The 20,845-nt window shown below is 76.2% G+C and carries 17 protein-coding genes; 11 read left to right on the plus strand and 6 right to left on the minus strand.

The features are described 5' to 3' along the window. Positions 1 to 120: 120 nt before the first annotated feature. Both J3P29_RS20955 and J3P29_RS18045 read left to right on the plus strand, forming a co-directional pair. Positions 121 to 1,011: a lysyl oxidase family protein gene (locus J3P29_RS20955; RefSeq protein WP_210495652.1), complete on the plus strand. Its 891-nt coding sequence runs from the start codon at positions 121 to 123 to the stop codon at positions 1,009 to 1,011. 118 nt (positions 1,012 to 1,129) lie between these two features. Beyond that, positions 1,130 to 2,305, plus strand: a complete 1,176-nt coding sequence (locus J3P29_RS18045) for a trypsin-like serine protease (RefSeq protein WP_210495653.1) — start codon at positions 1,130 to 1,132, stop codon at positions 2,303 to 2,305. 60 nt (positions 2,306 to 2,365) lie between these two features. Here J3P29_RS18045 and map read toward each other — a convergent pair whose 3' ends face one another. Beyond that, complete coding sequence (gene map / locus J3P29_RS18050; protein ID WP_210495654.1) at positions 2,366 to 3,232, minus strand: type I methionyl aminopeptidase; 867 nt, start codon at positions 3,230 to 3,232, stop codon at positions 2,366 to 2,368. Positions 3,233 to 3,433: 201 nt separating this feature from the next. Between map and purF the strand changes: the two genes are divergently transcribed. Beyond that, on the plus strand, positions 3,434 to 4,879 hold the full coding sequence (purF, locus tag J3P29_RS18055) for an amidophosphoribosyltransferase (RefSeq protein WP_210495656.1): 1,446 nt from the start codon (positions 3,434 to 3,436) through the stop codon (positions 4,877 to 4,879). Positions 4,880 to 4,914: 35 nt separating this feature from the next. Then, positions 4,915 to 5,364: a GNAT family N-acetyltransferase gene (locus J3P29_RS20175; RefSeq protein WP_210495657.1), complete on the plus strand. Its 450-nt coding sequence runs from the start codon at positions 4,915 to 4,917 to the stop codon at positions 5,362 to 5,364. Between the two features lie 72 nt (positions 5,365 to 5,436). Here the strand turns inward: J3P29_RS20175 and J3P29_RS20960 are convergent, their stop codons facing one another. The 4 genes from J3P29_RS20960 to xylA form a co-directional block, all read right to left on the minus strand. After that, positions 5,437 to 6,432 carry an NEW3 domain-containing protein gene (locus J3P29_RS20960; RefSeq protein ID WP_210495659.1) on the minus strand — a complete coding sequence of 332 codons (996 nt, stop codon included), beginning with the start codon at positions 6,430 to 6,432 and terminating at the stop codon, positions 5,437 to 5,439. Between the two features lie 84 nt (positions 6,433 to 6,516). Then, the gene (locus J3P29_RS18070; protein ID WP_210495660.1) at positions 6,517 to 7,716 is read right to left on the minus strand and encodes an ROK family transcriptional regulator; all 1,200 of its coding nucleotides are present in this window, start codon (positions 7,714 to 7,716) and stop codon (positions 6,517 to 6,519) included. After that, positions 7,713 to 8,645, minus strand: a complete 933-nt coding sequence (locus J3P29_RS18075; RefSeq protein ID WP_210495662.1) for an aldose 1-epimerase — start codon at positions 8,643 to 8,645, stop codon at positions 7,713 to 7,715. Before J3P29_RS18075 ends, J3P29_RS18070 begins: the two co-directional genes overlap by 4 nt. Beyond that, a complete protein-coding gene (xylA, locus tag J3P29_RS18080; RefSeq protein ID WP_210495663.1) occupies positions 8,642 to 9,802 on the minus strand; it encodes a xylose isomerase in 1,161 nt (386 codons plus the stop codon). The genes J3P29_RS18075 and xylA overlap by 4 nt, the downstream gene beginning before the upstream one ends. A gap of 190 nt (positions 9,803 to 9,992) precedes the next feature. On the opposite strand from xylA, the gene J3P29_RS18085 reads away from it, so the two are divergent. The 4 genes from J3P29_RS18085 to xylB are packed head-to-tail and all read left to right on the plus strand — an operon-like array spanning position 9,993 to position 14,648. Next, entirely contained in the window at positions 9,993 to 11,102 is a 1,110-nt protein-coding gene (locus tag J3P29_RS18085) for a sugar ABC transporter substrate-binding protein (protein WP_210495664.1), read from the plus strand. A gap of 2 nt (positions 11,103 to 11,104) precedes the next feature. Further along, entirely contained in the window at positions 11,105 to 11,959 is an 855-nt protein-coding gene (locus J3P29_RS18090; RefSeq protein ID WP_210495666.1) for an ATP-binding cassette domain-containing protein, read from the plus strand. After that, a complete protein-coding gene (locus J3P29_RS18095; protein WP_210495667.1) occupies positions 11,956 to 13,209 on the plus strand; it encodes a sugar ABC transporter permease in 1,254 nt (417 codons plus the stop codon). The genes J3P29_RS18090 and J3P29_RS18095 overlap by 4 nt, the downstream gene beginning before the upstream one ends. After that, positions 13,206 to 14,648, plus strand: a complete 1,443-nt coding sequence (xylB, locus tag J3P29_RS18100; RefSeq protein WP_210495668.1) for a xylulokinase — start codon at positions 13,206 to 13,208, stop codon at positions 14,646 to 14,648. The genes J3P29_RS18095 and xylB overlap by 4 nt, the downstream gene beginning before the upstream one ends. Here xylB and J3P29_RS20965 read toward each other — a convergent pair. Next, positions 14,615 to 15,481 (minus strand): type II CAAX endopeptidase family protein, encoded by an 867-nt coding sequence (locus J3P29_RS20965; protein ID WP_210495670.1) that lies wholly within the window; start codon positions 15,479 to 15,481, stop codon positions 14,615 to 14,617. The two genes, xylB and J3P29_RS20965, sit on opposite strands and share 34 nt — an antisense overlap. A gap of 169 nt (positions 15,482 to 15,650) precedes the next feature. Between J3P29_RS20965 and J3P29_RS18110 the strand changes: the two genes are divergently transcribed. From J3P29_RS18110 to J3P29_RS18120, 3 genes are all read left to right on the plus strand, one after another. Further along, positions 15,651 to 17,564, plus strand: coding sequence for a RecQ family ATP-dependent DNA helicase (locus J3P29_RS18110; protein ID WP_210495671.1), 1,914 nt, complete (start codon positions 15,651 to 15,653; stop codon positions 17,562 to 17,564). A gap of 31 nt (positions 17,565 to 17,595) precedes the next feature. After that, positions 17,596 to 18,210, plus strand: a complete 615-nt coding sequence (gene purN, locus J3P29_RS18115; protein ID WP_210495672.1) for a phosphoribosylglycinamide formyltransferase — start codon at positions 17,596 to 17,598, stop codon at positions 18,208 to 18,210. A gap of 181 nt (positions 18,211 to 18,391) precedes the next feature. Then, positions 18,392 to 20,842, plus strand: a complete 2,451-nt coding sequence (locus J3P29_RS18120; RefSeq protein WP_210495674.1) for a nitrate reductase — start codon at positions 18,392 to 18,394, stop codon at positions 20,840 to 20,842. Positions 20,843 to 20,845: the final 3 nt, after the last annotated feature.

The raw sequence follows: 20,845 nt of genomic DNA on the forward strand, positions 1-20,845 counted from the left end.
TCCGTCGCCCGCGCCCCCGGCCCGCCGGGGCGCGCGTCGTCTCGGACGGCCGTCCAGGCGGGGAGCGGGCCGCCGCCGCGACCGTCCCGTCGCGGCGGCGAGGACGGCTAAGGTCACGCGGTGCTCCGGGCCCGCCTTCCCCTGCTCGCCGCGCTGCTCCTCGTCGCGGCGGCGGCCGCCGCCTGGGTCGGGGGTCGTGGGCGCCCGGGCGGGGACGGGCCGGTGCTGCGCGCCGCCCCGGTGGCGCAGGCGAAGGACAACCCGTGCCTGGATCCCGCGCTCGGCCCCCAGCTGCGCTGCCCCGACCTGATCATGCGCCGGCCGTTCGGCATGAGGACGGAGCGCACGCGGCGGGGCCGCGTGCTGCTGCGCGCCGGCAACGCGATCGACTCCGTCGGCGACGGCCCGGCCGAGCTGCGCGGCGCCCGGGCGGGCACCCGGGGTCGGTGGATGGACGCCGAGCAGGTCATCCACCGCCACGACGGCGGCGTGCTGCGGGTGCGGACCGGCGCGCGGCTCGAGTTCAAGCTCGCGCACCTGCACCGCCGCTGGTGGAAGATGCACGACGCCGCCCGGTTCGAGCTGTGGCGCCTTGCGGACGACGGCACGCCGCGCGAGCGCGTGCGGGTGGGGCCGAAGGTCGCCTACTGCCTGCGCGACCTGGAGCGCAACCACGGCACGCTGCCCCTGTCGCCGCGGCGCGCGGTGTACCCCGCGTGCTCCACGAGCGCCCGCCGGACCCACGTGACCCTGGGCACGTCGGTCGGCTGGTCCGACGTCTACCCGCCGGACTACCCCGAGCAGTGGATCGACGTGACCGGCCTGCGCGGCTGCTTCGCGTACGTCCACACCGCGGACCCGACGGACGCCATCCGCGAGCGCGACGAGACGAACAACCAGGCGCAGGTCGTCGTCCGCCTGCCGTTCCGCGCGCGGGATCCGCGCGGCGGCTGCGCCGGCCGGCAGTTCGGCGTCCGCTACCGCGGGGCGGGCGGCGTCGGGGTCTGGTGAGCGCGGCCGGCCGGGCGGCGCCCCCTCCCGACCGCGACGGTCCGGGGGACGAAGGGCTACCGTGATCCCCCACGCGCGCGGCGCCCGGGGCGCAGCGGCGGCCACCAGGAGCTCCACGATGCACGCAAGCCCCGCCCGCCCCCGACCCGTCGCCCGCCGCGCGGCCCGCACCGTGCTGCTCGGCCTCGCCGCGGCGCTCGCCGCGGCCACCCCGGCGGCCGCCGCCCCCGCCTTCCCGCCGCTCACGGCGCAGGCCGCTCCGGGCCAGGCGTCGGCGCGCATCGTCGGCGGCACCGAGCTGAAGGACACGACGTCCGCGCCGTACACCGTCGCGCTGCAGACGAAGTTCGGCGCCAAGTACGGGTCGTGCAGCGGCACGATCCTCGACCCGACGCACATCCTCACGGCCGCCCACTGCGTCGTCGAGCAGGACCGGCTGGCGGACGCCTCCGCCGTGGTGGTCGCCGCCGGCACCGCGAACATCCGCACGAAGGCGGGCCTGGCGGGCGCCACGGTCGTGCCGGTCGCGAAGGTGCGCGTGCACCCGCGCTACCGGTCGAACGCCTACCCCGACGACGTCGCCGTCCTGACGCTGGGCGTGCCGATCGACCTGACCGGCCCCCGCGCGCAGGCGCTGCCGATGGCCGACGCCGGCGCCTACGTCGACGCCGGGCGCCGCGTCCGCGTGACCGGCTTCGGCGTGACGAGCTCGCGCCGCTCCGACTTCGGCCGCCTGCGCAGCGTCTACCAGAGCGCCGTGACCGCCGGCCAGTGCGGCACGGACGCGCCGGCGGCGATGCTCTGCACGTACCGCCGCAAGCACGCGGCGTGCTCGGGCGACTCCGGCGGCACCGCGACGGTCGGCTCGCCGCGCCGGCTCGTGGGCGTCACCGACATCGCGGTCCGCGACTGCGCCGTCGGCCTGAACCTGTTCGCGAACGTCGCCGCTCCCGAGATCCGCGTGTTCATCGACGCGGCGCTCGCCGAGCAGGACGTGACCGAGGCGCAGACGCCGCTGTCGCCGCGCGGCGGCCTGCGGGTGCGGGTGTCCGGCGACGCCCGCGCCGGTCGCACCGTCTCGTGCGTGCGCGGCTTCTGGGCCGGCGCGCCGCAGTTCCGCTACTCGTTCTTCCGGCTGCGGAACGGCCGCGAGCGCGACACCGGCTTCTCGGCGCGCAAGACCTACCGCGTCAAGGCGAGCGACCGCGGCTGGCGCCTGGGCTGCGCGGTGCGGGCGGAGAACGCCGGCGGCGTCGGCGTCGGCGTCACGCGCACCGTCCGCACGGTGCGCTGAGGGGCGGCGAGCGGGTCGCCCGCCGCGCCGCGCCGGCGGCCGGTCCGCCGGCCTCCGGCCCTAGTGCGGCACGTGCCGCGTGAGGACCTCGACGCCGTCCTCGGTCACGAGGACGGTGTGCTCCTCCTGGGCGCAGCGCGAGCCGTCGACGGTCACGGCGGTCCAGCCGTCCGCCTCCCACACCTGCGCCTCGGGCCGGCCGAGCGTCAGCATCGGCTCGACCGTCAGCGTCATGCCGGGGAAGAACCGGGTGGTCGCGCGGCGGTCGTAGACGTGCTGCACGTGCAGGCCGTCGTGGAAGTCCGGGCCGATGCCGTGGCCGCCGAACTGGTGGACGATGCCGAAGCGGTTGCGGACGGCCTTCTCGATCGCCTTGCCGATGTCGCGCACCTGGCCGCCGGGGCGGATCGCCTGGATGCCGACGTCGAGCGCCCGGCGGGTGGCCTCCATCAGGTCCTTCGACGCCTGGTCGACCTCGCCGACGGCGAACGTCTGGTTGAGGTCGCCGTGCATGCCCTCGAAGTACGCGGTGACGTCGATCGTCACGATGTCGCCCTCGTACAGGGTCGTCTGCAGGTCGGGGATGCCGTGGCAGATGACCTCGTTGATCGAGATGCACGTGGACTTCGGGTAGCCGCGGTAGTTCAGCGTCGACGGGTACGCGCCGCGCGAGACCATCACCTCGTGCGCGGCGGCGTCGATCTCGTCGGTGGTCACGCCCGGCGCCACGGCGGCCGCGGCGGCGGCCAGCGCGTCGCTGGCGATCGCGCACGCCTCGCGCATGCTGGCCAGCTCCTGCGCCGTGCGCGCCCGGGGGGCCTTGGGGGCGGGCGGCTCGCCCAGCAGCGCGTACGGGGGGCGGGGGATCTCGCGCGGGACCTTGCGGCGCGGGGACAGCGGACCGGGCGTGAGCGGCGGGCGAGACATCCCCCCAAGGGTACGGCGCGCGTCGCGGCGGCCCGTCCGTCCCGGCCCACGGGCCCCGATGTCGTCCCACCGGTCGCCCGGACGTCCGTTCGGTCGGGGGAGCGGAGGGCGTCCGCACCCGCCGGGACGCCCGGGGACGGCTGGTACTCTCGGTGCTTGGCGTCGCGGTGCCCTCTCGCTCCCGAAGCCCGACGCCGGATCATGCTCCCTGATGCTCCCGATCACCGCGAGGGCCCGCGCGACGAGTGCGGCGTCTTCGGCGTCTACGCCCCCGGGCACGACGTCGCCAAGCTCGCGTACTACGCGCTCTACGCGCTCCAGCACCGCGGTCAGGAGTCGGCGGGCATCGCCTCGGCCGACCTGGGCGGCTACATCATCACCCAGCGCGCGCTCGGCCTGGTCAGCCAGGTCTTCCACGAGCACGACCTACAGGCGCTGACCGGCGACATCGCGGTCGGCCACACCCGCTACTCCACCACGGGCGGCAACGACTGGGAGAACTCCCAGCCCGTGCACCGCAACGACGTGCGGGAGCTGGCGCTGGCGCACAACGGCAACCTGGTCAACGCGGTCGAGCTGCACACGGAGCTCGTCGGCCGCGGCGTGCACTTCCGCGCGACGACGGACTCCGAGATCATGGCCGCGCTGCTCGCGACGGCCGACGCCGAGAGCGTCGAGGACGCGATCGTCCAGGCGATGCCGCGGCTGAAGGGCGCCTACTCGACGGTCGTCATGGACCGCGACCGGGTCCACGCCTTCCGCGACCCGCAGGGCATCCGCCCGCTCGTGCTGGGCCGCCTGGCCGAGGACGCGTGGGTCGTCGCGTCCGAGACGTGCGCGCTCGACATCATCGGCGCCGAGTACGTCCGCGACGTCGAGCCGGGCGAGCTGGTGATCCTCGACGAGCGCGGCGTCACCAGCCGCAAGGTCCAGCCGGGCCAGCGCGAGGCGTTCTGCCTGTTCGAGTACATCTACTTCGCCCGCCCCGACTCGCGGATGAAGGGCAACCTGCTGCAGCGCAGCCGGGTGCGGATGGGCGAGATCCTGGCCCGCGACTCGCCGGTCGCGGGCGCCGACCTGGTCGTCCCCGTCCCCGACTCGGGGATCCCCGGCGCACGCGGGTTCTCCCAGGCCAGCGGGGTCCCGATGGACGACGGGTTCGTGAAGAACCGCTACGTCCAGCGCACCTTCATCCAGCCGGGCAACGAGCTGCGGCAGCAGGGCCTGCGGCTGAAGTTCAACCCGCTGCCCGAGGTCGTCGCCGGCAAGTCGCTGGTCGTCGTCGACGACTCGATCGTCCGCGGCAACACGACGCGCCAGCTCGTGAAGATGCTGAAGGACGCCGGCGCGCGCGAGGTGCACTTCCGCATCACGGCGCCGCCGATCCGCAACCCCTGCCACTACGGCGTCGACATGTCCTCGCGCGAGGAGATGGTCGCCCACGAGCGCACGGTCGAGGAGATCCGCGACCACATCGGCTGCGACTCGCTGGCGTACCTGTCGCTCGACGGCGTGTACGAGGCGGTCCGCGGCGAGCGCTCCGGGCACTGCGACGCGTGCTTCACCGGGGACTACCCCCTGGCGGGCACCGAGAGCCACCTGGGCAAGTACGCGCTCGAGAACCGCCTGCCGATGGTGACGAGCTGAGCACGCACCGCCGTCGGCCCGAGCGCCCCGTGCGGGTGCGGGTCGCCCCCGTCCCCTGGGACGACGCGGACGGCGCGGCGCTGCGCGCGCGCCAGCAGGACGAGCTGCGCGCCCGCTACGCCGGCGAGAGCGAGCCCGGGACCCCGCCCTCGGGCGCCGACGTGGCGCTGTTCCTGGTGGCCCGCGACGCCGCCGGTGCGGCCGTCGGCTGCGGCGGGCTGCGGCCGCTGGAGGAGGGCGTCGCCGAGATCAAGCGGATGTACGTCGATCCGCTCGCGCGCGGGACGGGCGTCGCCGACGCGCTCCTGGCCGCCCTCGAGGCGGCCGCGACCGAGCGCGGCTGGACGACGCTGCGGCTGGAGACCGGCGAGCGGCAGCCCGACGCGATGCGCTTCTACGCGCGGGCGGGGTACGCCGAGATCCCGCCCTTCGGCCCGTACGTCGGCGCGCCCTTCGCGCGCTGCTTCGAGCGCCGCCTGGCCTGAGCGCCGCCTGGCCTGAGCGGCGCCTGGCCTGCGCGGCGCCTCGCGCCGGACGCCGCCCGGCGCGAGGCGGACTCAGCGCTCGCAGGGCGTCAGCCCGAGCGACCCGCCGGACTCGCCGGACAGGTCGGGGAACCAGCGGGTGCAGACCGACGGCGAGCCGGGCGCCGGCGTGCCGCCCCCGCCGCCGGACGGTCGACGGGCGGGCAGGCGGACGCGCACCCGGCGCTCGGCCGTCGCCGACAGCCGGCCGGCGCTGGCGGCGACCGCCACGACGCTCCGCGCGGCCGCGCGCCGGCTCAACGTCACGCGCACGGTGGCGGTGCGCTTCGCTCCCGGCGCGACGGACGGCAGCGTCACGGTGCGTCGGGACGCCGTCAGCCCCCGCGCGCGACCGACGCGCACCCGCACGCGGCCGGTGGGAGCCGAGCCCGGGTTGCTGACCGCGACGCGCAGCGCGTAGCGGCGGCCGGGCCGCACCGCCGTCGGCAGGGATCCGAGCGCGACGCGCAGCCCGGCGTACGCCCGCAGGCGGAACGGGCCGAGCGCGTCGTAGACGACCCCCGGATCCTCGGTGCTCGAGAGCGTCACGAACGCGCAGCCCGGCGCCATGCCGCGCAGTGCGCGGTCGGTCACCTCGAGCCGCTGGACGTCCAGGCCGTCGCCGCGGTGCCGCGCCGTCCCGCGGGCGACGACCGTCGTGGGGCCCGAGAAGCGGTGCCACTGCGCCGACGGGTCGTCGGTGGCGGCCCCGAGCCCGAGGGCGGCGCCGCCGCAGCCCGCCGCGGTCGGGGTGGCCGCGACGACGCTCAGGAACGCCCGGCTGGGCCCGAACAGCGCGCCCCGCAGGCGGACGGCGGCGACGAAGGTGCCGTCGGACGGGTCGTAGCCCACCCCCGCGGCGACGAGGTCGCGCGACGGGGTGGCGTCCGCGGCGTCGCCGGTCGGGTCGGTCGCGGTGCCGGCGAACGTGGCGTGAGCGGGGGCCGCGCCGGCCAGGAGCGCGGCGGCGGCGAGCACCAGCGCGGCGGGGCGCGCGGCGCGCGGGACGGATCGAGGGGCGGGGAGCACGGGCGGGCCTCCGGGACGGCAGCGGGACGGCGGGGGTTCCGCCAACCTAGTGCATGGGCGCCAGCCGGACGACCGCTGCCCTGGTCAGGACGCCGCGGTCATGACGGCCAGCGCCTCGCTGCCCGTCTCCGCCAGCACCAGGCCGATCGCGCCCAGCAGCTCGGCGCGGTCGCCGAGCTGCGCCGGCACGACGCGGGCGTCCTGCCGGATCGCCGGGATCGCGGCCAGGCCGATGCCGTCCCGCACCGCGTCGACCAGCACGTCCCCGGCCAGCGCCATGTCGCCGCCGACCACGACCATCTCGGGGTTGACGACGTTGCAGATGGCGCCGACCGCCTGGCCGACGGTGCGCCCGGCGTCCGTGAACAGCCGGCGGGCGCCCTCGTCGCCCTCGCGCGCGGCGCGCGTGGCGTCCTCGAGGGTGAACGACGCCCCGCGCAGCGGCCGCATCGCCGCGAGCAGCGCGGGGCCCGACGCGACGGTCTCGATGCAGCCGCGGTTGCCGCAGCGGCAGATCGGGCCGTGGGGGTCGAGCACGACGTGCCCGAGCTCGCCGGTGATGCCGCGGTGGCCGCGGACGAGCTGGCCGTCCAGGATCAGGCCCGCCCCGATGCCGCCGGAGAGCATGACGTAGAGGACGTTGCGCGCCCCGCGCGCGGCGCCGTCGCGGACCTCGGCGAGCGCGCCCAGGTTGGCGTCGTTGTCGACGATGACCGGGCGGCCCAGGCGGCGCTCCAGCTCGTCGAGCGGCGGCAGCTCCGGCCAGCCGGGGAGGATCTGCGCGCCCGCCGGCGCCTCGGGCGTGCGGACGACGGGGGCGGAGACCGCGACGCCGACGCCGACGGTGCGCTCCAGGTCGGCGTCCGCGTCGGCCAGCGCCGCGCGGACCAGCTCGACGGCGACGTCGACGGCGCCGGGCGGGTCGTCGTCCACGTCGAAGTCGCGGCGCCGCTCGGCCAGGACGCCGCCGGCCAGGTCCGCGACCGCCACGCGCACCAGGTCGTGGCCGAAGTCGACGCCGACGACCGCGCCGCCCCGCGGGTTGAGCGCGAGGGCGATCGCCGGGCGTCCGACGCCGCCGGCGTCGCCCGACCGCTCGCCCTGCTCGACGACCAGGCCGGCCGCCTGCAGCTCGCCGACGAGCTTCGAGACCGTGGTGCGCGAGAGCCCGGTGGCCCGGACGAGCTCGACGCGGCTGGCGGTGCCCGACCGGCGCAGGACGTCGACGATCCGCAGCCGGTTGCGGTCCTTGAGCGAACCGAGCGTGCCGGGGGCGGACGTCATCCGCAGCAACGATAGCCGGGGGCCCCGCGCGCCTCGACGTCCAGCGCGAAGGCCACCGCGAACGGTGCGCCGGGCCGGGCCCAGCCGATGCCGGTGCCGTGGCGCAGCGCGTCGACGGGCGCGGCCATCGGCTCGATCGACACGACGTCGGCGCTCGTCGGGGCGAAGAGCTGGACGACCGGGAAGCCGGCGAGCGGGCGCACGCGCAGGGTCCGGTGGCCGTCGGACAGGGTCCACGGCGCCGGCGGGTCGACGCGGTAGCCGTCGTCGAACGCGCGTGCCGCGAGCGGGGCGTCCTCGGCGCCCTCGTCGCGCTCGTGCCCGTCCGGCAGGCCGTCGGGGCCCGCGAGCAGGTGCCGCCGCGGCGGTGCGCCGAGCCGCCAGTCGCGGCGGGCGGCGCCCGGCAGCCGCAGGTACGGGTGCCAGCCGACGGCGACCGGGACGGGGACGTCGGTGGTCGCCGCGACGCGGGCGGTCGCCTCCAGGCCGGAGTCCGTCAGGGTCACGGCGACCTCGACCGCGTGGGGGAAGGGGAACGGGGAGCCGTCCTCGCCGGGGTGCTCCAGGCGGGCGCGGGCGCCGGCCGGGCCGTCCGCGTCGACCGCCCACCCGGGACCCGGCGCGCGGAGGCCGTGGATCGGCCGGCCGCCGTCGTCGCGCGTCACCCCGGGCGCGTCCGGCGGCAGCGCCGCCCGGCGGCCCGCCAGCGCGTACGCGTCGGCGCCCAGCCGGTTGGCCCAGGGGTGCAGGAACGCGATCCCGCCGTGGTCGCCGTGGACCGCGAACGGCGCGGGCAGCTCGTGCCCCGGCACGAGCAGCTCGGCGCCGTCGTGGGTCAGCGACGTGACCTCGAGCACCGGGCCGCCGCGGACCACGGCGGCGAGGGCGCCGCGGCGCAGGGCGGCGGTCGCCGCCCCGGTCGCGCTCACCGCACGCCCATGAGGACGTCGACGGCCAGCTGGTCCAGGCGCTCGTTCGCGTACCCGCGGGCGGCCAGCGCGTCGAGGTCGTCGGCGGCGGCGCGCAGGGCGTCGGCCTCGCCGACGCCCGTCGTCGTCGGCTCGCCCAGCTCGGCGACGGACGCGGCCTGCAGCGCCTCCTGCACCTCGGGCAGCGCGTCGAAGTGCTGCGCCTTCTCCGCCAGCGCGCGGTACGTCGACATGCAGCCGGCCGCGAAGGCGCGCACGTCCTCGGGGTCGGCGTTGCGGTACGCGTGGGCGTCGAAGTGCAGCGGCCCGTCGTAGCCGGCCCGCACGAGCAAGCGGACCAGGTGGAAGGCTTCCTTCAGGTCCTCGGCGCCGAAGCGGTAGTCCTGGTCGTAGCGGCCGATCCGCTGCGCGTTCAGGTCGATGTGGAAGAGCTTGCCGGCCCACAGCGCCTGGCCGACGCCGTGGCTGAACGACAGGCCGGCCATGGTCTCGTGGGCGACCTCGGGATTCACGCCGACGCGGTCGGGCCGGGCCAGGGTGGAGATGAAGTGCAGCGCGTGGCCGACGGTCGGCAGCCACAGGTCGCCGCGCGGCTCGTTCGGCTTCGGCTCGATGGCGAAGCGCAGGTCGTAGCCCTGCTCGTCGACGTAGTCGCCCAGGACGTCGATCGCCTCGCGGTAGCGGTCCAGCGCGTCGCGGGGGTCCTTCGCCACGCCGACCTCGGTGCCCTCGCGGCCGCCCCAGAAGACGTAGACCTCGGCGCCCAGCTCGGCGCCCAGGTCGATCGAGCGCATGGCCTTGCCGATCGCCGCCCGCCGCACGCCGCGGTCGTTCGACGTGAACGCGCCGTCCTTGAACGCGGGGTGCGTGAAGAGGTTCGTCGTGGCCATGCCGACGCCCAGGCCGTGCTCCTTCAGCGCGGCGCCGAAGCGGGCGACGATCCGGTCGCGGTCGGCGGCGGACGAGCCCCACGGGACCAGATCGTCGTCGTGGAGCGAGACGCCCCAGGCGCCGAGCTCGGCCAGCAGACCGACGGAGTCGACGGGATCGACGGGGGCGCGCGTCGGCTCGCCGAACGGATCGCGGCCCGGGTTGCCGACGGTCCAGAGGCCGAAGGTGAACCGGGGCGTCGCCGGGGTGGGGGAGGGGGTCGTCATGACGGGGAGTCCTACCAGGGCGGGCCGCGTTCCGGGTGATTCTGTTCGTAAGTCGCAACGAAAGAAGATTGTTTTGTCCGCGCTCTTGACTTTATTCGTCGTGCGGTGAGAGATTGCCGCCCGCTACGAGGAGACGCGGTACGCGACCACCGGATGGCCCGGCGGCGCCGAGCGCGCAGAGGAGAGAGCGATGAGGACCCAGATGACCACCCGCCGGGTACTGGCCGGCGCCGCGACGCTGGTGGCGGCCCTCGGGCTGACCGCCTGCGGCGGCGGCGACGACGACGGCGGCAGCGGCGGGGGCAGCGGGGCGAAGGCCCAGAAGGTGGCCGTGCTGCTGCCGGACACGCAGAGCTCCGTGCGCTGGGAGACCGCGGACCGCCCGCTGCTCGAGGCCGCGTTCAAGGCCGCCGGCGTGCCGGTCGAGATCCAGAACGCCCAGGGCGACAAGTCGACCCAGCAGCAGCAGGCCGAGCAGGCGATCACCAACGGGGCGAAGATCCTGCTGCTGACGAACCTCGACTCCGGCTCGGGCGCGGCGATCGAGGCGCAGGCCGCCGCGAAGGGCGTGAAGGTCATCGACTACGACCGCCTCACGCTCAAGGGCAAGGCCGACTACTACGTGTCGTTCGACAACGTGAAGGTCGGCGAGCTGCAGGGCAAGGGCCTCGTCTCCTGCCTGGGGTCGAAGGAGAAGCCGCGCATCGCCGAGCTCAACGGCTCGCCCGACGACAACAACGCCACGCTCTTCGCGCAGGGCTACAACAGCGTGCTCGACCCGCTGTTCAAGGCCGGCAAGGCCGAGAAGGTCGCCGACCAGTCCGTCCCCGACTGGGACAACCAGCAGGCGCTCACGATCTACGAGCAGATGCTCCAGAAGACCGGCGGCAAGATCGACGGCGTCCTGGCGGCGAACGACGGTCTGGCCAACTCCGTCGTCTCCGCGATGCGCTCGCGCAAGCTCCAGCCGATCCCCGTCACGGGGCAGGACGCGACGGTCCAGGGCCTGCAGAACATCCTCACCGGCGACCAGTGCATGACGGTCTACAAGGCCATCAAGAAGGAGGCCGACGCGGCCTCGAAGCTGGCGATCGCGCTCTCGAAGGGCCAGCAGCCGCCCGCGGGCCTCGTCAACGGGAAGTCCGACGACGGCGCGCGCCAGGTGCCCTCCGCGCTGCTCGAGCCGGTGTCGGTGACGAAGGACAACCTCAAGGACACGGTGCTGGCCGACGGCTTCGTCAAGCGCGAGGAGCTGTGCGCGGGCAAGCTCGCGAGCGTCTGCGAGAAGGCGGGGATCTGACGATGACCGAGGTCCCGGAGCGGCCGCCCGGGCCCGCGTCGCCGGACGCCCCCGCGGCCCCGGCCGCGGGGCGGACGGCCGGCGGCGTCCCGCTGCTCGAGCTGCGCGGCGTGTCGAAGTCGTTCGGCGCCGTCCAGGCCCTCTACCGCGTGGACCTCGCCGTCCACGCGGGCGAGGTGCTCGCGCTCGTGGGCGACAACGGCGCGGGCAAGTCGACGCTCATCAAGTCCATCGCCGGCATCCACGCCATCGACGAGGGCGAGATCCTCTTCGAGGGCGAGCGCGTGTCGATCGGCGGGCCGAAGGACGCCGCGCGGCTGGGCATCGAGGTCGTCTACCAGGACCTCGCGCTGGCCGACAACCTCGACGTCGTGCAGAACATGTTCCTGGGCCGCGAGGAGACGAGCGGCCCGCTGCGGGGCCTGGACGAGACCGACATGGAGCAGCGCGCCCGCGAGACCCTCGCCGGCCTGTCGGTCACCACGATCCGCTCCGTCCGGCAGACGGTCGCGGGCCTCTCCGGCGGCCAGCGCCAGTCCGTCGCCGTCGCGAAGGCGGTGATGTGGAACTCGAAGGTCGTGATCCTGGACGAGCCGACCGCCGCGCTCGGCGTCGCCCAGACCCGGCAGGTGCTCGACCTCGTCCGACGCCTGGCCGAGAAGGGGCTCGGCGTCATCCTCATCTCGCACAACCTGCACGACGTCTTCGAGGTCGCGGACGCCGTGACGGTCCTGCGCCTGGGCCAGGACGTCGCTCGCTTCACCGTCGCCGAGACGACGCAGTCCGCCGTCGTCGAGGCCATCACCGCCGGCGCGCTCGACACCGTGCCCGGTCAGCTCCAGGAGGCCAGCGCATGAGCTCGTCCACCGTCGATCCGACGCTGCACGCGTCGGCGACCGCGCCCGCCGCGGGCGAGCCCAGGTCCCTCCGCGACGCCGCGGCCCGCTGGTGGGCCGACGTGAAGGGCGGCGAGCTCGGCGCCCTCCCGATCCTGGTCGGGATGGTGATCATCGTCGTCGTCTTCCAGTCGCAGAACGCCAACTTCCTGACGGCGGGGAACTTCCTCAACCTGGTCATCCAGGCGGCGGGGATCATGACCATCGCGATGGGCGTGGTGTTCGTCCTGCTGCTGGGCGAGATCGACCTGTCCGTCGGCTTCGTGTCGGGCGTCGGCGGGGCGATCGCGGCGCTCCTGACGCTGCCGGGCGGCCACTGGGAGTTCGCCGGGGTGCCGGCGATCGCGGTCGTCCTCGTCGTCGGCCTGCTGATCGGCACGCTCAACGGCCTGCTGTTCACGAAGGTCGGCATCCCCTCGTTCGTCGTCACCCTGGCGGGCCTGCTCGCGTGGAACGGCGCGGTCCTCGTCCTGATCGGGGACCAGGGCACCGTCGTCATCCAGAGCCGGACGATCATCGACCTGGCCAACGGGTTCATCTCGCCCGCGGCGTCGTGGATCCTGGTGGCCGTCGGGATCGCGGGCTACGCGTGGAGCCAGCTCGCCCGCCGGCGGACGCGGACGCGCAAGGGCCTGCCCGTCGACCCGGCGTCGCTCGTGGCGCTGCGCATCGGCGCCCTCGCCGTGGCGCTGATCGCCGCCGTCTGGGTGGCCAACGAGGACCGCGGCGTGCCGTACGTCGTGCTGATGCTGGCGGCGCTGTTCGTCGTCGGCTCGTGGGTCCTGACCCGCAGCCGCTTCGGCCGGCACGTCATGGCGATCGGCGGCAACATCGAGGCCGCGCGGCGGGCGGGCATCCCCGTCGACCGCGTGCGGATCGCGTGCTTCGCGATCGCGTCGATGATGGCGACCCTCGGCGGCGTCGTGCTCGCGTCGCGCCTGACGTCGGTCGACACCGGCGCCGGCGGCGGCACGATCCTCCTGTACTCGATCGCGGCGGCGGTCATCGGCGGCACCTCGCTGTTCGGCGGCCGCGGCTCGATCCGCGCGGCCGTCCTGGGCGCGATCGTCATCGCGTCGATCGACAACGGGCTGGGCCTGCTCGGCCTGGCGTCGGGGACGAAGTTCATCATCACGGGCCTCGTGCTCCTCGCCGCCGTCACCGTCGACTCCGTCGCCCGCCGCAACCTCGCGGGATCGGGGCGCGCGTGAGCGACGTGCGGCTGCTCGGGCTCGACGTCGGCACGTCGTCCGTCAAGGGCGTCGTCGTCGACGCGGCCGGGCGCGTGCTCGCCGAGGCCGAGCACGGGTACCCGCTGTCGACGCCGCACCCGGGCTGGGCCGAGCAGGACCCCGAGGACTGGTGGCTCGCGGCGTCCGCCGTGCTGGCCCAGCTGCGCGCGGACGAGGTCGACGGCATCGGGCTGACGGGCCAGATGCACGGCCTCGTCGTGCTGGACGCCGAGCGGCGGCCGCTGCGCCCCGCGATCCTGTGGAACGACGGCCGCAGCCAGCCGCAGTGCGACGCGCTCGTGGCGGAGCTGGGCCTGGAGCGGCTCGTCGCGCTGTCGGGCAACCGGCCGCTCGCGGGGTTCACCGCCCCCAAGCTGCGCTGGCTGGCCGAGCACGAGCCCGACGTGCACGCCCGGATCGCCCACGTGCTGCTGCCGAAGGACTACGTGCGGCTGCGGCTGTGCGGCGCGCTCGCGACCGACGTCTCGGACGCCTCGGGCACGCTGCTCCTGGACGTCGGCGAGCGGGCGTGGAGCCCGGCGCTCGCCGCGGCGCTGCGCGTCGACCCGGCGTGGCTGCCGCCCGTGCTCGAGAGCGCCGCCGTGTCCGGCCACACCGCGGCGGGCGTCCCCGTGGCGGCGGGCGCCGGCGACCAGGCGGCCGGCGCGGTTGGGATGGGCGTCGTCGGCGACGACGGCCCCGCCTCGGTCGTGCTCGGCACGTCGGGGGTCGTCTTCGCCGGGCGCCGCGCGTTCGCGCCGGATCCGCAGGGGCGCCTGCACGCGTTCTGCCACGCCGTGCCCGGCGCCTGGCACGTGATGGGCGTGATGCTGTCGGCCGCCGGGTCGCTGCGCTGGCTGCGCGACGCGTGCGGCGCCGGCGTCGGCTTCGACGCGCTCGTGGACGAGGCCGCGGCGTGGGCGCCGGGCGCCGAGGGACTGCGCTTCGCCCCGTACCTGGCCGGCGAGCGCACCCCGTATCCCGACGCCGACGTGCGCGCCGCGTTCGTGGGCCTGGGGCTGCGGCACGACCGCGGCGCGCTCGTGCGGAGCGTCCTCGAGGGGGTGGCCTTCGGCCTGCGCGACAGCCTCGACCTGATCGCCGAGGTGGGGCCGCGGCCGCCCGTCGGCCGCGTGTCGGGCGGCGGCGCCGAGTCCGACCTGTGGCTGCGGATCCTGGCCGCCGTCCTCGACCTGCCGCTCGAGCGCACCGCGGTGTCGGCGGGCGCGGCGTTCGGGGCCGCGCTGCTGGGCGGCGTCGCGGCGGGCGCGTTCCCGGACGTGGAGGCCGCGATCGCGGCGGGCGTCCACCCGACCTCGCGCGTCGAGCCCGACCGGGAGTGGGTCGACGCGTACGCGGCGCTCCTGCCGGGGCACCGCCGCCTCTACCCGATGCTGACGGGGCCGGCGGGCGGCTGAGCGGCCGTGGGCCCGCGTCGGCGCAGCGCCGGCAGGACGGCGAGCGCGCCGACCATCACGACGGTCGTCACGGCCGCCGCCACCACGCCCGCGCCGGCGTCGGTGGCGACCGTCAGGTTGTACGCCGCGTGCCACAGCGCCACGGCGAGGAGGCTGCCGCCGGTACGCTCCCACAGCCACGTCAGGACGAGCGCCCCGGCGGCCAGGCCCAGGACGAACCCGGGCAGCTGGACGACGCCGAAGTCCCCGTAGCTGGTGAGTAACGCGAAGAACGGGGCGTGCCAGGCCGCCCACGCGACGGTGAGCAGGAGCGTCGCCGGGACCGCGCCGTGGCGGCGCCGCAGCCGCGGCAGCAGCCAGCCGCGCCAGCCGGTCTCCTCGCCGACGCCGTTGAGCAGCACGGCGAGGACCACCCACCCGACGCCCGGGGCGGTGCCGCTGAACCGTCCGAGGGCGCCCCACGTCGGGGCGTCGCCGCCGGCCAGGGCCGCGGTCCCCGCGGCGACGAGCCCGACGGCCGGCGGCGCCAGGACGGCGGCCCACGCCGCGGCCGGCAGGCGCCACGCCGTCAGGCGGCGCAGCAGCCGGCCCGCGCCGGCGCGGCCCTCGGTGCGCGCGGTGACGAGCACCGTGGCGAGCCCGGGGGCCAGGAGGGCCGGCAGGTGCGTCGGCCAGGCGCGTCCGGGCGCCACCGCGTCGCCGGCCACGAGCAGCGCGGCGCTCCACGCCCACGCCAGGCCGAACGCGAGCAGCAGGAAGGCGACCAGCGGCCGGTCGACCGCGCGGCCGCGGGCGGCCCGGGGCGGCGGAGCGGTGGCGGCGGAGGGGGTCACGACCCCACGCTGCCACCGCGGGGCCGCGCCGTCGTCGGGGTCCGCCCGGATCCGCCTGCGGAGAACCCGTCGGCGCGGCGGACGGGACGACGCCGGAGCCGTGCCGGGTCCGTGACGACCCTGTGCGGACCGGCCGTTCGTCCCCCCGCCGGGCTACCGTGGAGGGTCGATGTCGGACGACGCCCCCGGTCCCGATCCGCTCCTTCGCACGCTCCGGGACGTCTTCGGGTTCGCGGGGTTCCGGCCGGGGCAGGAGGACGCCGCCCGCGCCGCCCACGAGGGGCGCGACGCCCTCGTCGTGATGCCGACGGGCGCCGGCAAGTCGCTCACGTACCAGCTGCCGGCGCTCTGCCGGGAGGACGCGCTCACCCTGGTCGTCTCGCCGCTCGTCTCGCTCATGCGCGACCAGGTCGACCAGCTCAACGCAAGCGTGTCGCGGGCGGACCCGGACCACGTGGCCTTCCCGACGCCGCCCGCGGCCCTGCTGAGCGGCCAGCAGGACCCGGCGCAGAACGCGCGCGCCGTCGAGCGGGCGGTGGCGGGGCAGGTGCGGCTGCTCTACGTCGCGCCCGAGCGCTTCGGGTCGGCGGCCTTCCTCGAGCGCATCCGGCACGCGCGCGTCGGCCTGTTCGTCGTCGACGAGGCGCACTGCGTGAGCCAGTGGGGGCACGACTTCCGCCCGGACTACTTCCGGCTGGCCGACGCCGCCCGCTGGCTCGGCGCGGGGTCGATCCTGGCGGCCACGGCGACGGCGACGCCGCAGGTGGCCCGCGACATCGAGCAGCGGCTGGCGCTGCGCGAGCCCGTGCGGGTGCGGACGGGGTTCGACCGGCCCGCGCTGTCGTTCGTGGTGCGCCGCTGCTCCGGGCAGGTCGAGCGGCGCGCACGGGTGCTGGCCGCCCTGCGCGAGCCCGACGCGCTGCCGGCGATCGTCTACGCGGGCACGCGCGACAACGCGGACCGGCTGGCCGCCGACCTGGGCCGCGCGCTCGGCGTCGAGGCCGTCGCCTACCACGCGGGGCTGGACCGCGAGCGCCGCGACGAGGCGCAGCGGCGGTTCATGAGCGGCGAGGTGCCGCTCGTCTGCGCGACGAACGCGTTCGGCATGGGCGTCGACAAGGCCGACGTGCGGACGGTGGTGCACGACGCCGCGCCGCCGTCGGTGGAGGCGTGGTACCAGGAGGCCGGGCGCGCGGGCCGCGACGGCGCGCCCGCGAAGGCGTACCTGCTCGCCGACGGGCGGGACAAGGGCCTGCACCGCTACTTCATCGAGCGGGCCGACGTCGACGACGCCACGCTGGACCGGATCGCCGGCGGCATCGTCGCCGCCACCGTCCAGGGCCGCTTCGACCTGCCGGTGGCCGGGCTCGGCGGCGGCCCGGGCGACGCCGAGTCCGTGCGGGCGGTGTTCGGCCACCTGACGCAGGCCGGGATGGTGCAGCCGGCCCCGGGGCCGCCGGACCGCGTGAAGGGCCGGCTGCTCGGCGCGTACGACGACCGCGTCCGCGCCGAGGTGCGCGCGCTGGCGCAGGAGGCGCAGGCCAAGCGCTGGGCGCAGTACCGCGCCCTGTGGCAGTTCGTCGAGAGCGACGCCTGCCGGCGCGCGGCCGTGCTGCGGCACTTCGGCGACCGCACCGTCCCGCAGCCGACCGTGCCGTGCTGCGACGCCTGCGTGCCGCTGCTGCTGCCCGATCCCGAGACGCCGGTCGGCGGGGGCCGCGACCGGCGCCGCCGCGACTCGGCGTCCGCGCGCGCCGCCGCGCAGCGGGCGGCCCGGGGCCGCCAGGTCGACGAGGTCGCGCGGGCCGAGGTCGACGCGTCCATCCTCGAGGTCGTGCGCGACGCCCGGCCGGCGATCGGGCGCAACCGCGTGGCCGAGGTGCTCCGCGGCCGTCGCTCGCAGCGCGTCGTGGCCGCCGGCTGGGACGGCCTGCCGGCGTACGGCCGCCATCCCGACGTGCGCGCCGGCGACATCCTCGGCCGGGTGGACGCGCTGGTGCAGGCGGGCGAGCTCGTCTCGAGCGGCGGGCCCCACCCGGTGCTGGACGAGGCGGGCGACGGGGCGTCGGTCGGCGGCCGGTAGGCGCCCGCGGGTCGTATCCTGGGCACGCTCCATGGCCGCGCACCCGCACCCGCCCCTCCGCGTCGGCGTCCTCGCCTCCGGCCAGGGGACCAACCTCCAGGCGCTGCTCGACGACGTGCACGGCGGGCCCGACGCCGCCGTCGTGGCGGTCGCGAGCGACAAGGAGGGCGCGCCCGCGCTCGCGCGCGCCGCCGCCGCGGGCGTGCCGACCCGCGTCGTCCCCCGCGGCGACTTCGCGTCCCGCGAGGACCGCGACGCCGCGATCGCCGCGTGGCTGGGCGAGCACGACGTCGAGCTCGTCGTCCTGGCCGGCTACATGGCCATCCTCACGCCCGCCTTCATCGGCGCCTTCCGCGACCGGATCGTCAACGTCCACCCGTCCCTGCTCCCCGCGTTCCCGGGCATCCGCGCGATCGAGCAGGCCGTCGAGCACGGCGTGCAGGTCTTCGGCGTGACGGTGCACCTCGTCGACGAGGGCGTCGACACGGGGCGGATCCTGCTGCAGGACGCCGTGCGCCTGCCGGACCGGCCGGACGCCGACGCGGTCCACGCCGCGCTCCGGCCGCTCGAGCACCGCCTGCTGCCCGAGGCCGTGCGCCGCGCGGCCCGCGGCGAGCTGGCGGCCTTCGCGGGGCGCCGCGGGTAGCGACCCGCGGCGAGCGGCGGTCGGTCCCGCCGGGCCGCGACGCGCGCCGGCGGCGCGGGGCCGCGCCGCGCGGACGCGGCGGGGCGGTCGTCCGCCCGGTCCGCGGCGTCGCCGTCGAGATCCGCGAGCGCGTTCGCGCCAGGAGCGGTGTAGCGGTCCGCGCCGCGGGTAGCGGCCCGCCATGCCCGACCGCATCGCCGACCCGTGGGGACCGCGGACGCCGCACGGTCCCGGCACCCCGTGGCCCGTCCGCGTGGACACGTTCCTCGAGGGCGACCTGACCGAGGACGACGTCGACGCGTGGTACCGCTCGGCGTCCGTCCTGCACAGCAACGGCGACGCGATGGACATCGCGGTCAAGGACGGCCGCATCGTCGGCGTCCGCGGCCGGGCGAACGACCGCATCAACCACGGGCGCCTGGACCCGAAGGACCTGTACGGCTGGCAGGCGAACGACGCGCCCGACCGGCTGACGCACCCGCTCGTGCGCGACGACGCCGGCGAGCTGGTGCGCGCCACCTGGGACGAGGCGATGGGCCGCATCGTCGCCCGCTCGAGGGCGCTCCTGGACCAGCCCGGCGGCTGGGGCCGGCACGGGTTCTACACGTCGGGCCAGCTCTTCCTGGAGGAGTACTACACGCTCGGCGTGATCGGGAAGGCGGGCATCGGCACGCCGCACATGGACGGCAACACGCGCCTGTGCACCGCGACCGCGGCGGCGGCGATGAAGGAGTCGTTCGGCGTCGACGCGCAGCCCGGCTCGTACACGGACATCGACCATTGCGACGCCCTCGCGCTCTGGGGCCACAACGTGGCGGAGACGCAGGCGGTCCTGTGGATGCGGATGCTCGACCGGCGCCGCGGCCCGAACCCGCCGCGGATGCTGTGCGTCGATCCGCGCTCGACGGCCGTGGCGCGCGAGGCGGACGTGCACCTGGCGATCCGCAGCGGCACGAACGTCGCGTGCCTGAACGGCATCCTGCGCGAGCTGATCGCCCGCGGCTGGTACGACGCGGACTACGTCGCGGCCCACACCGTCGGCTTCGACGACCTGCGCGCGACGGTCGAGCCGTACACGCTCGACCACGTCGCCGAGATCTGCGCGGTGCCCGTGGCCGACCTCGAGGCGGCGGTGCAGCTGCTCGGCACGTGCGAGCGGCTCGTCTCCAGCGTGCTGCAGGGCTTCTACCAGTCCAACCAGGCGACGGCCGCGGCCTGTCAGGTCAACAACGTCCACCTGATCCGCGGCATGCTCGGCCGGCCCGGCGCCGGGCTGTACCAGATGAACGGTCAGCCGACCGCGCAGAACACGCGCGAGAGCGGCGCCGACGGCGACCTGCCCGCGATGCGCAACTGGGACAACCCGGCGCACGTCCAGGAGCTCGCCGACCTGTGGAACGTGCCGGTGGACAAGATCCCGCACTGGGCCGCCCCGACCCACGCGCTGCAGATCTTCCGCTACGCCGAGCAGGGGTCGATCGAGCTGCTCTGGATCCAGGCGACGAACCCCGCGGTCTCGATGCCGCAGCTGCCGCGCATCCGCGAGATCCTCGCCAAGGAGGGGCTGTTCCTCGTCGTGCAGGACCTCTTCCTGACCGAGACGGCGCAGTACGCCGACGTGGTCCTGCCCGCCGCGACGTGGGGCGAGAAGCTCGGCAGCTTCACCTGCGTGGACCGCACGTGCCACCTGTCCGAGAAGGCGGTCGACCCGCCCGGCGAGGCGCGGGCCGACCTGGACATCTTCCTCGACTACGCGCGGCGGATGGACTTCCGCGACCAGGACGGCGCGCCGCTCATCAAGTACGACGACCCCGAGGGCGCGTTCGAGGCGTGGAAGGCGTGCACGAAGGGCCGGCCGAACGAGTACCTCGGCATGACGTACGACCGCCTGCGTCAGGGCGGGATCCAGTGGCCGTGCAACGACGAGCACCCCGACGGCAAGGAGCGCCTGTACGACGACGGGGTCTTCGCGACGGACCCCGACTACGCCGAGACGTACGGGCAGGACCTGCAGACCGGGGCCACCGTCACCGCCGAGGCGTACCGCGCGAACGACCCGGGCGGGCGCGCGTTCCTGCGGGCAGCGCCGTACGTGCCGTCGCCCCAGGTGACGACCCCGGAGCGGCCGCTGCTGCTCACGACGGGCCGCACCGTCTACCAGTTCCACACCCGCACGAAGACGGCCCGCGCGCCGCAGCTGCAGGCGGCCGCGCCCGAGGGATGGGTCGAGCTGAGCGCGCACGACGCCGCCGAGCTGGGCGTGCGCGAGGGCGACCGGGTCCGGGTCACGGCGGACAGCGGAGCGATCGAGGGCGCGGCGCGGATCTCGGGCATCCGGCCCGGGATGGTCTTCGCCCCGTTCCACTACGGCTACTGGGACACCGACGACGGGCGCGGGCCGGGCGACGGTCCCGGCCGCGCGGCGAACGAGCTCACCGTCACCGGCTGGGACCCCGTCTCGAAGCAGCCGCCGTTCAAGGTCACCGCGGTCGCCGTCGAGAAGGTGGCCGACGGCGACGGACCCGCGCCCGCGCCGTCGGTCGGCGGCGCCGCGGCCGCCGACCCGGCCAGCGTGCCCGCCACCGTCGGCGGGCCCGCCGCCGAGGCGAGCTCCCGCACCGAGGAGGACTGACCT

The organism is Patulibacter sp. SYSU D01012 (genome assembly GCF_017916475.1).
GTDB lineage: Bacteria > Actinomycetota > Thermoleophilia > Solirubrobacterales > Solirubrobacteraceae > Patulibacter.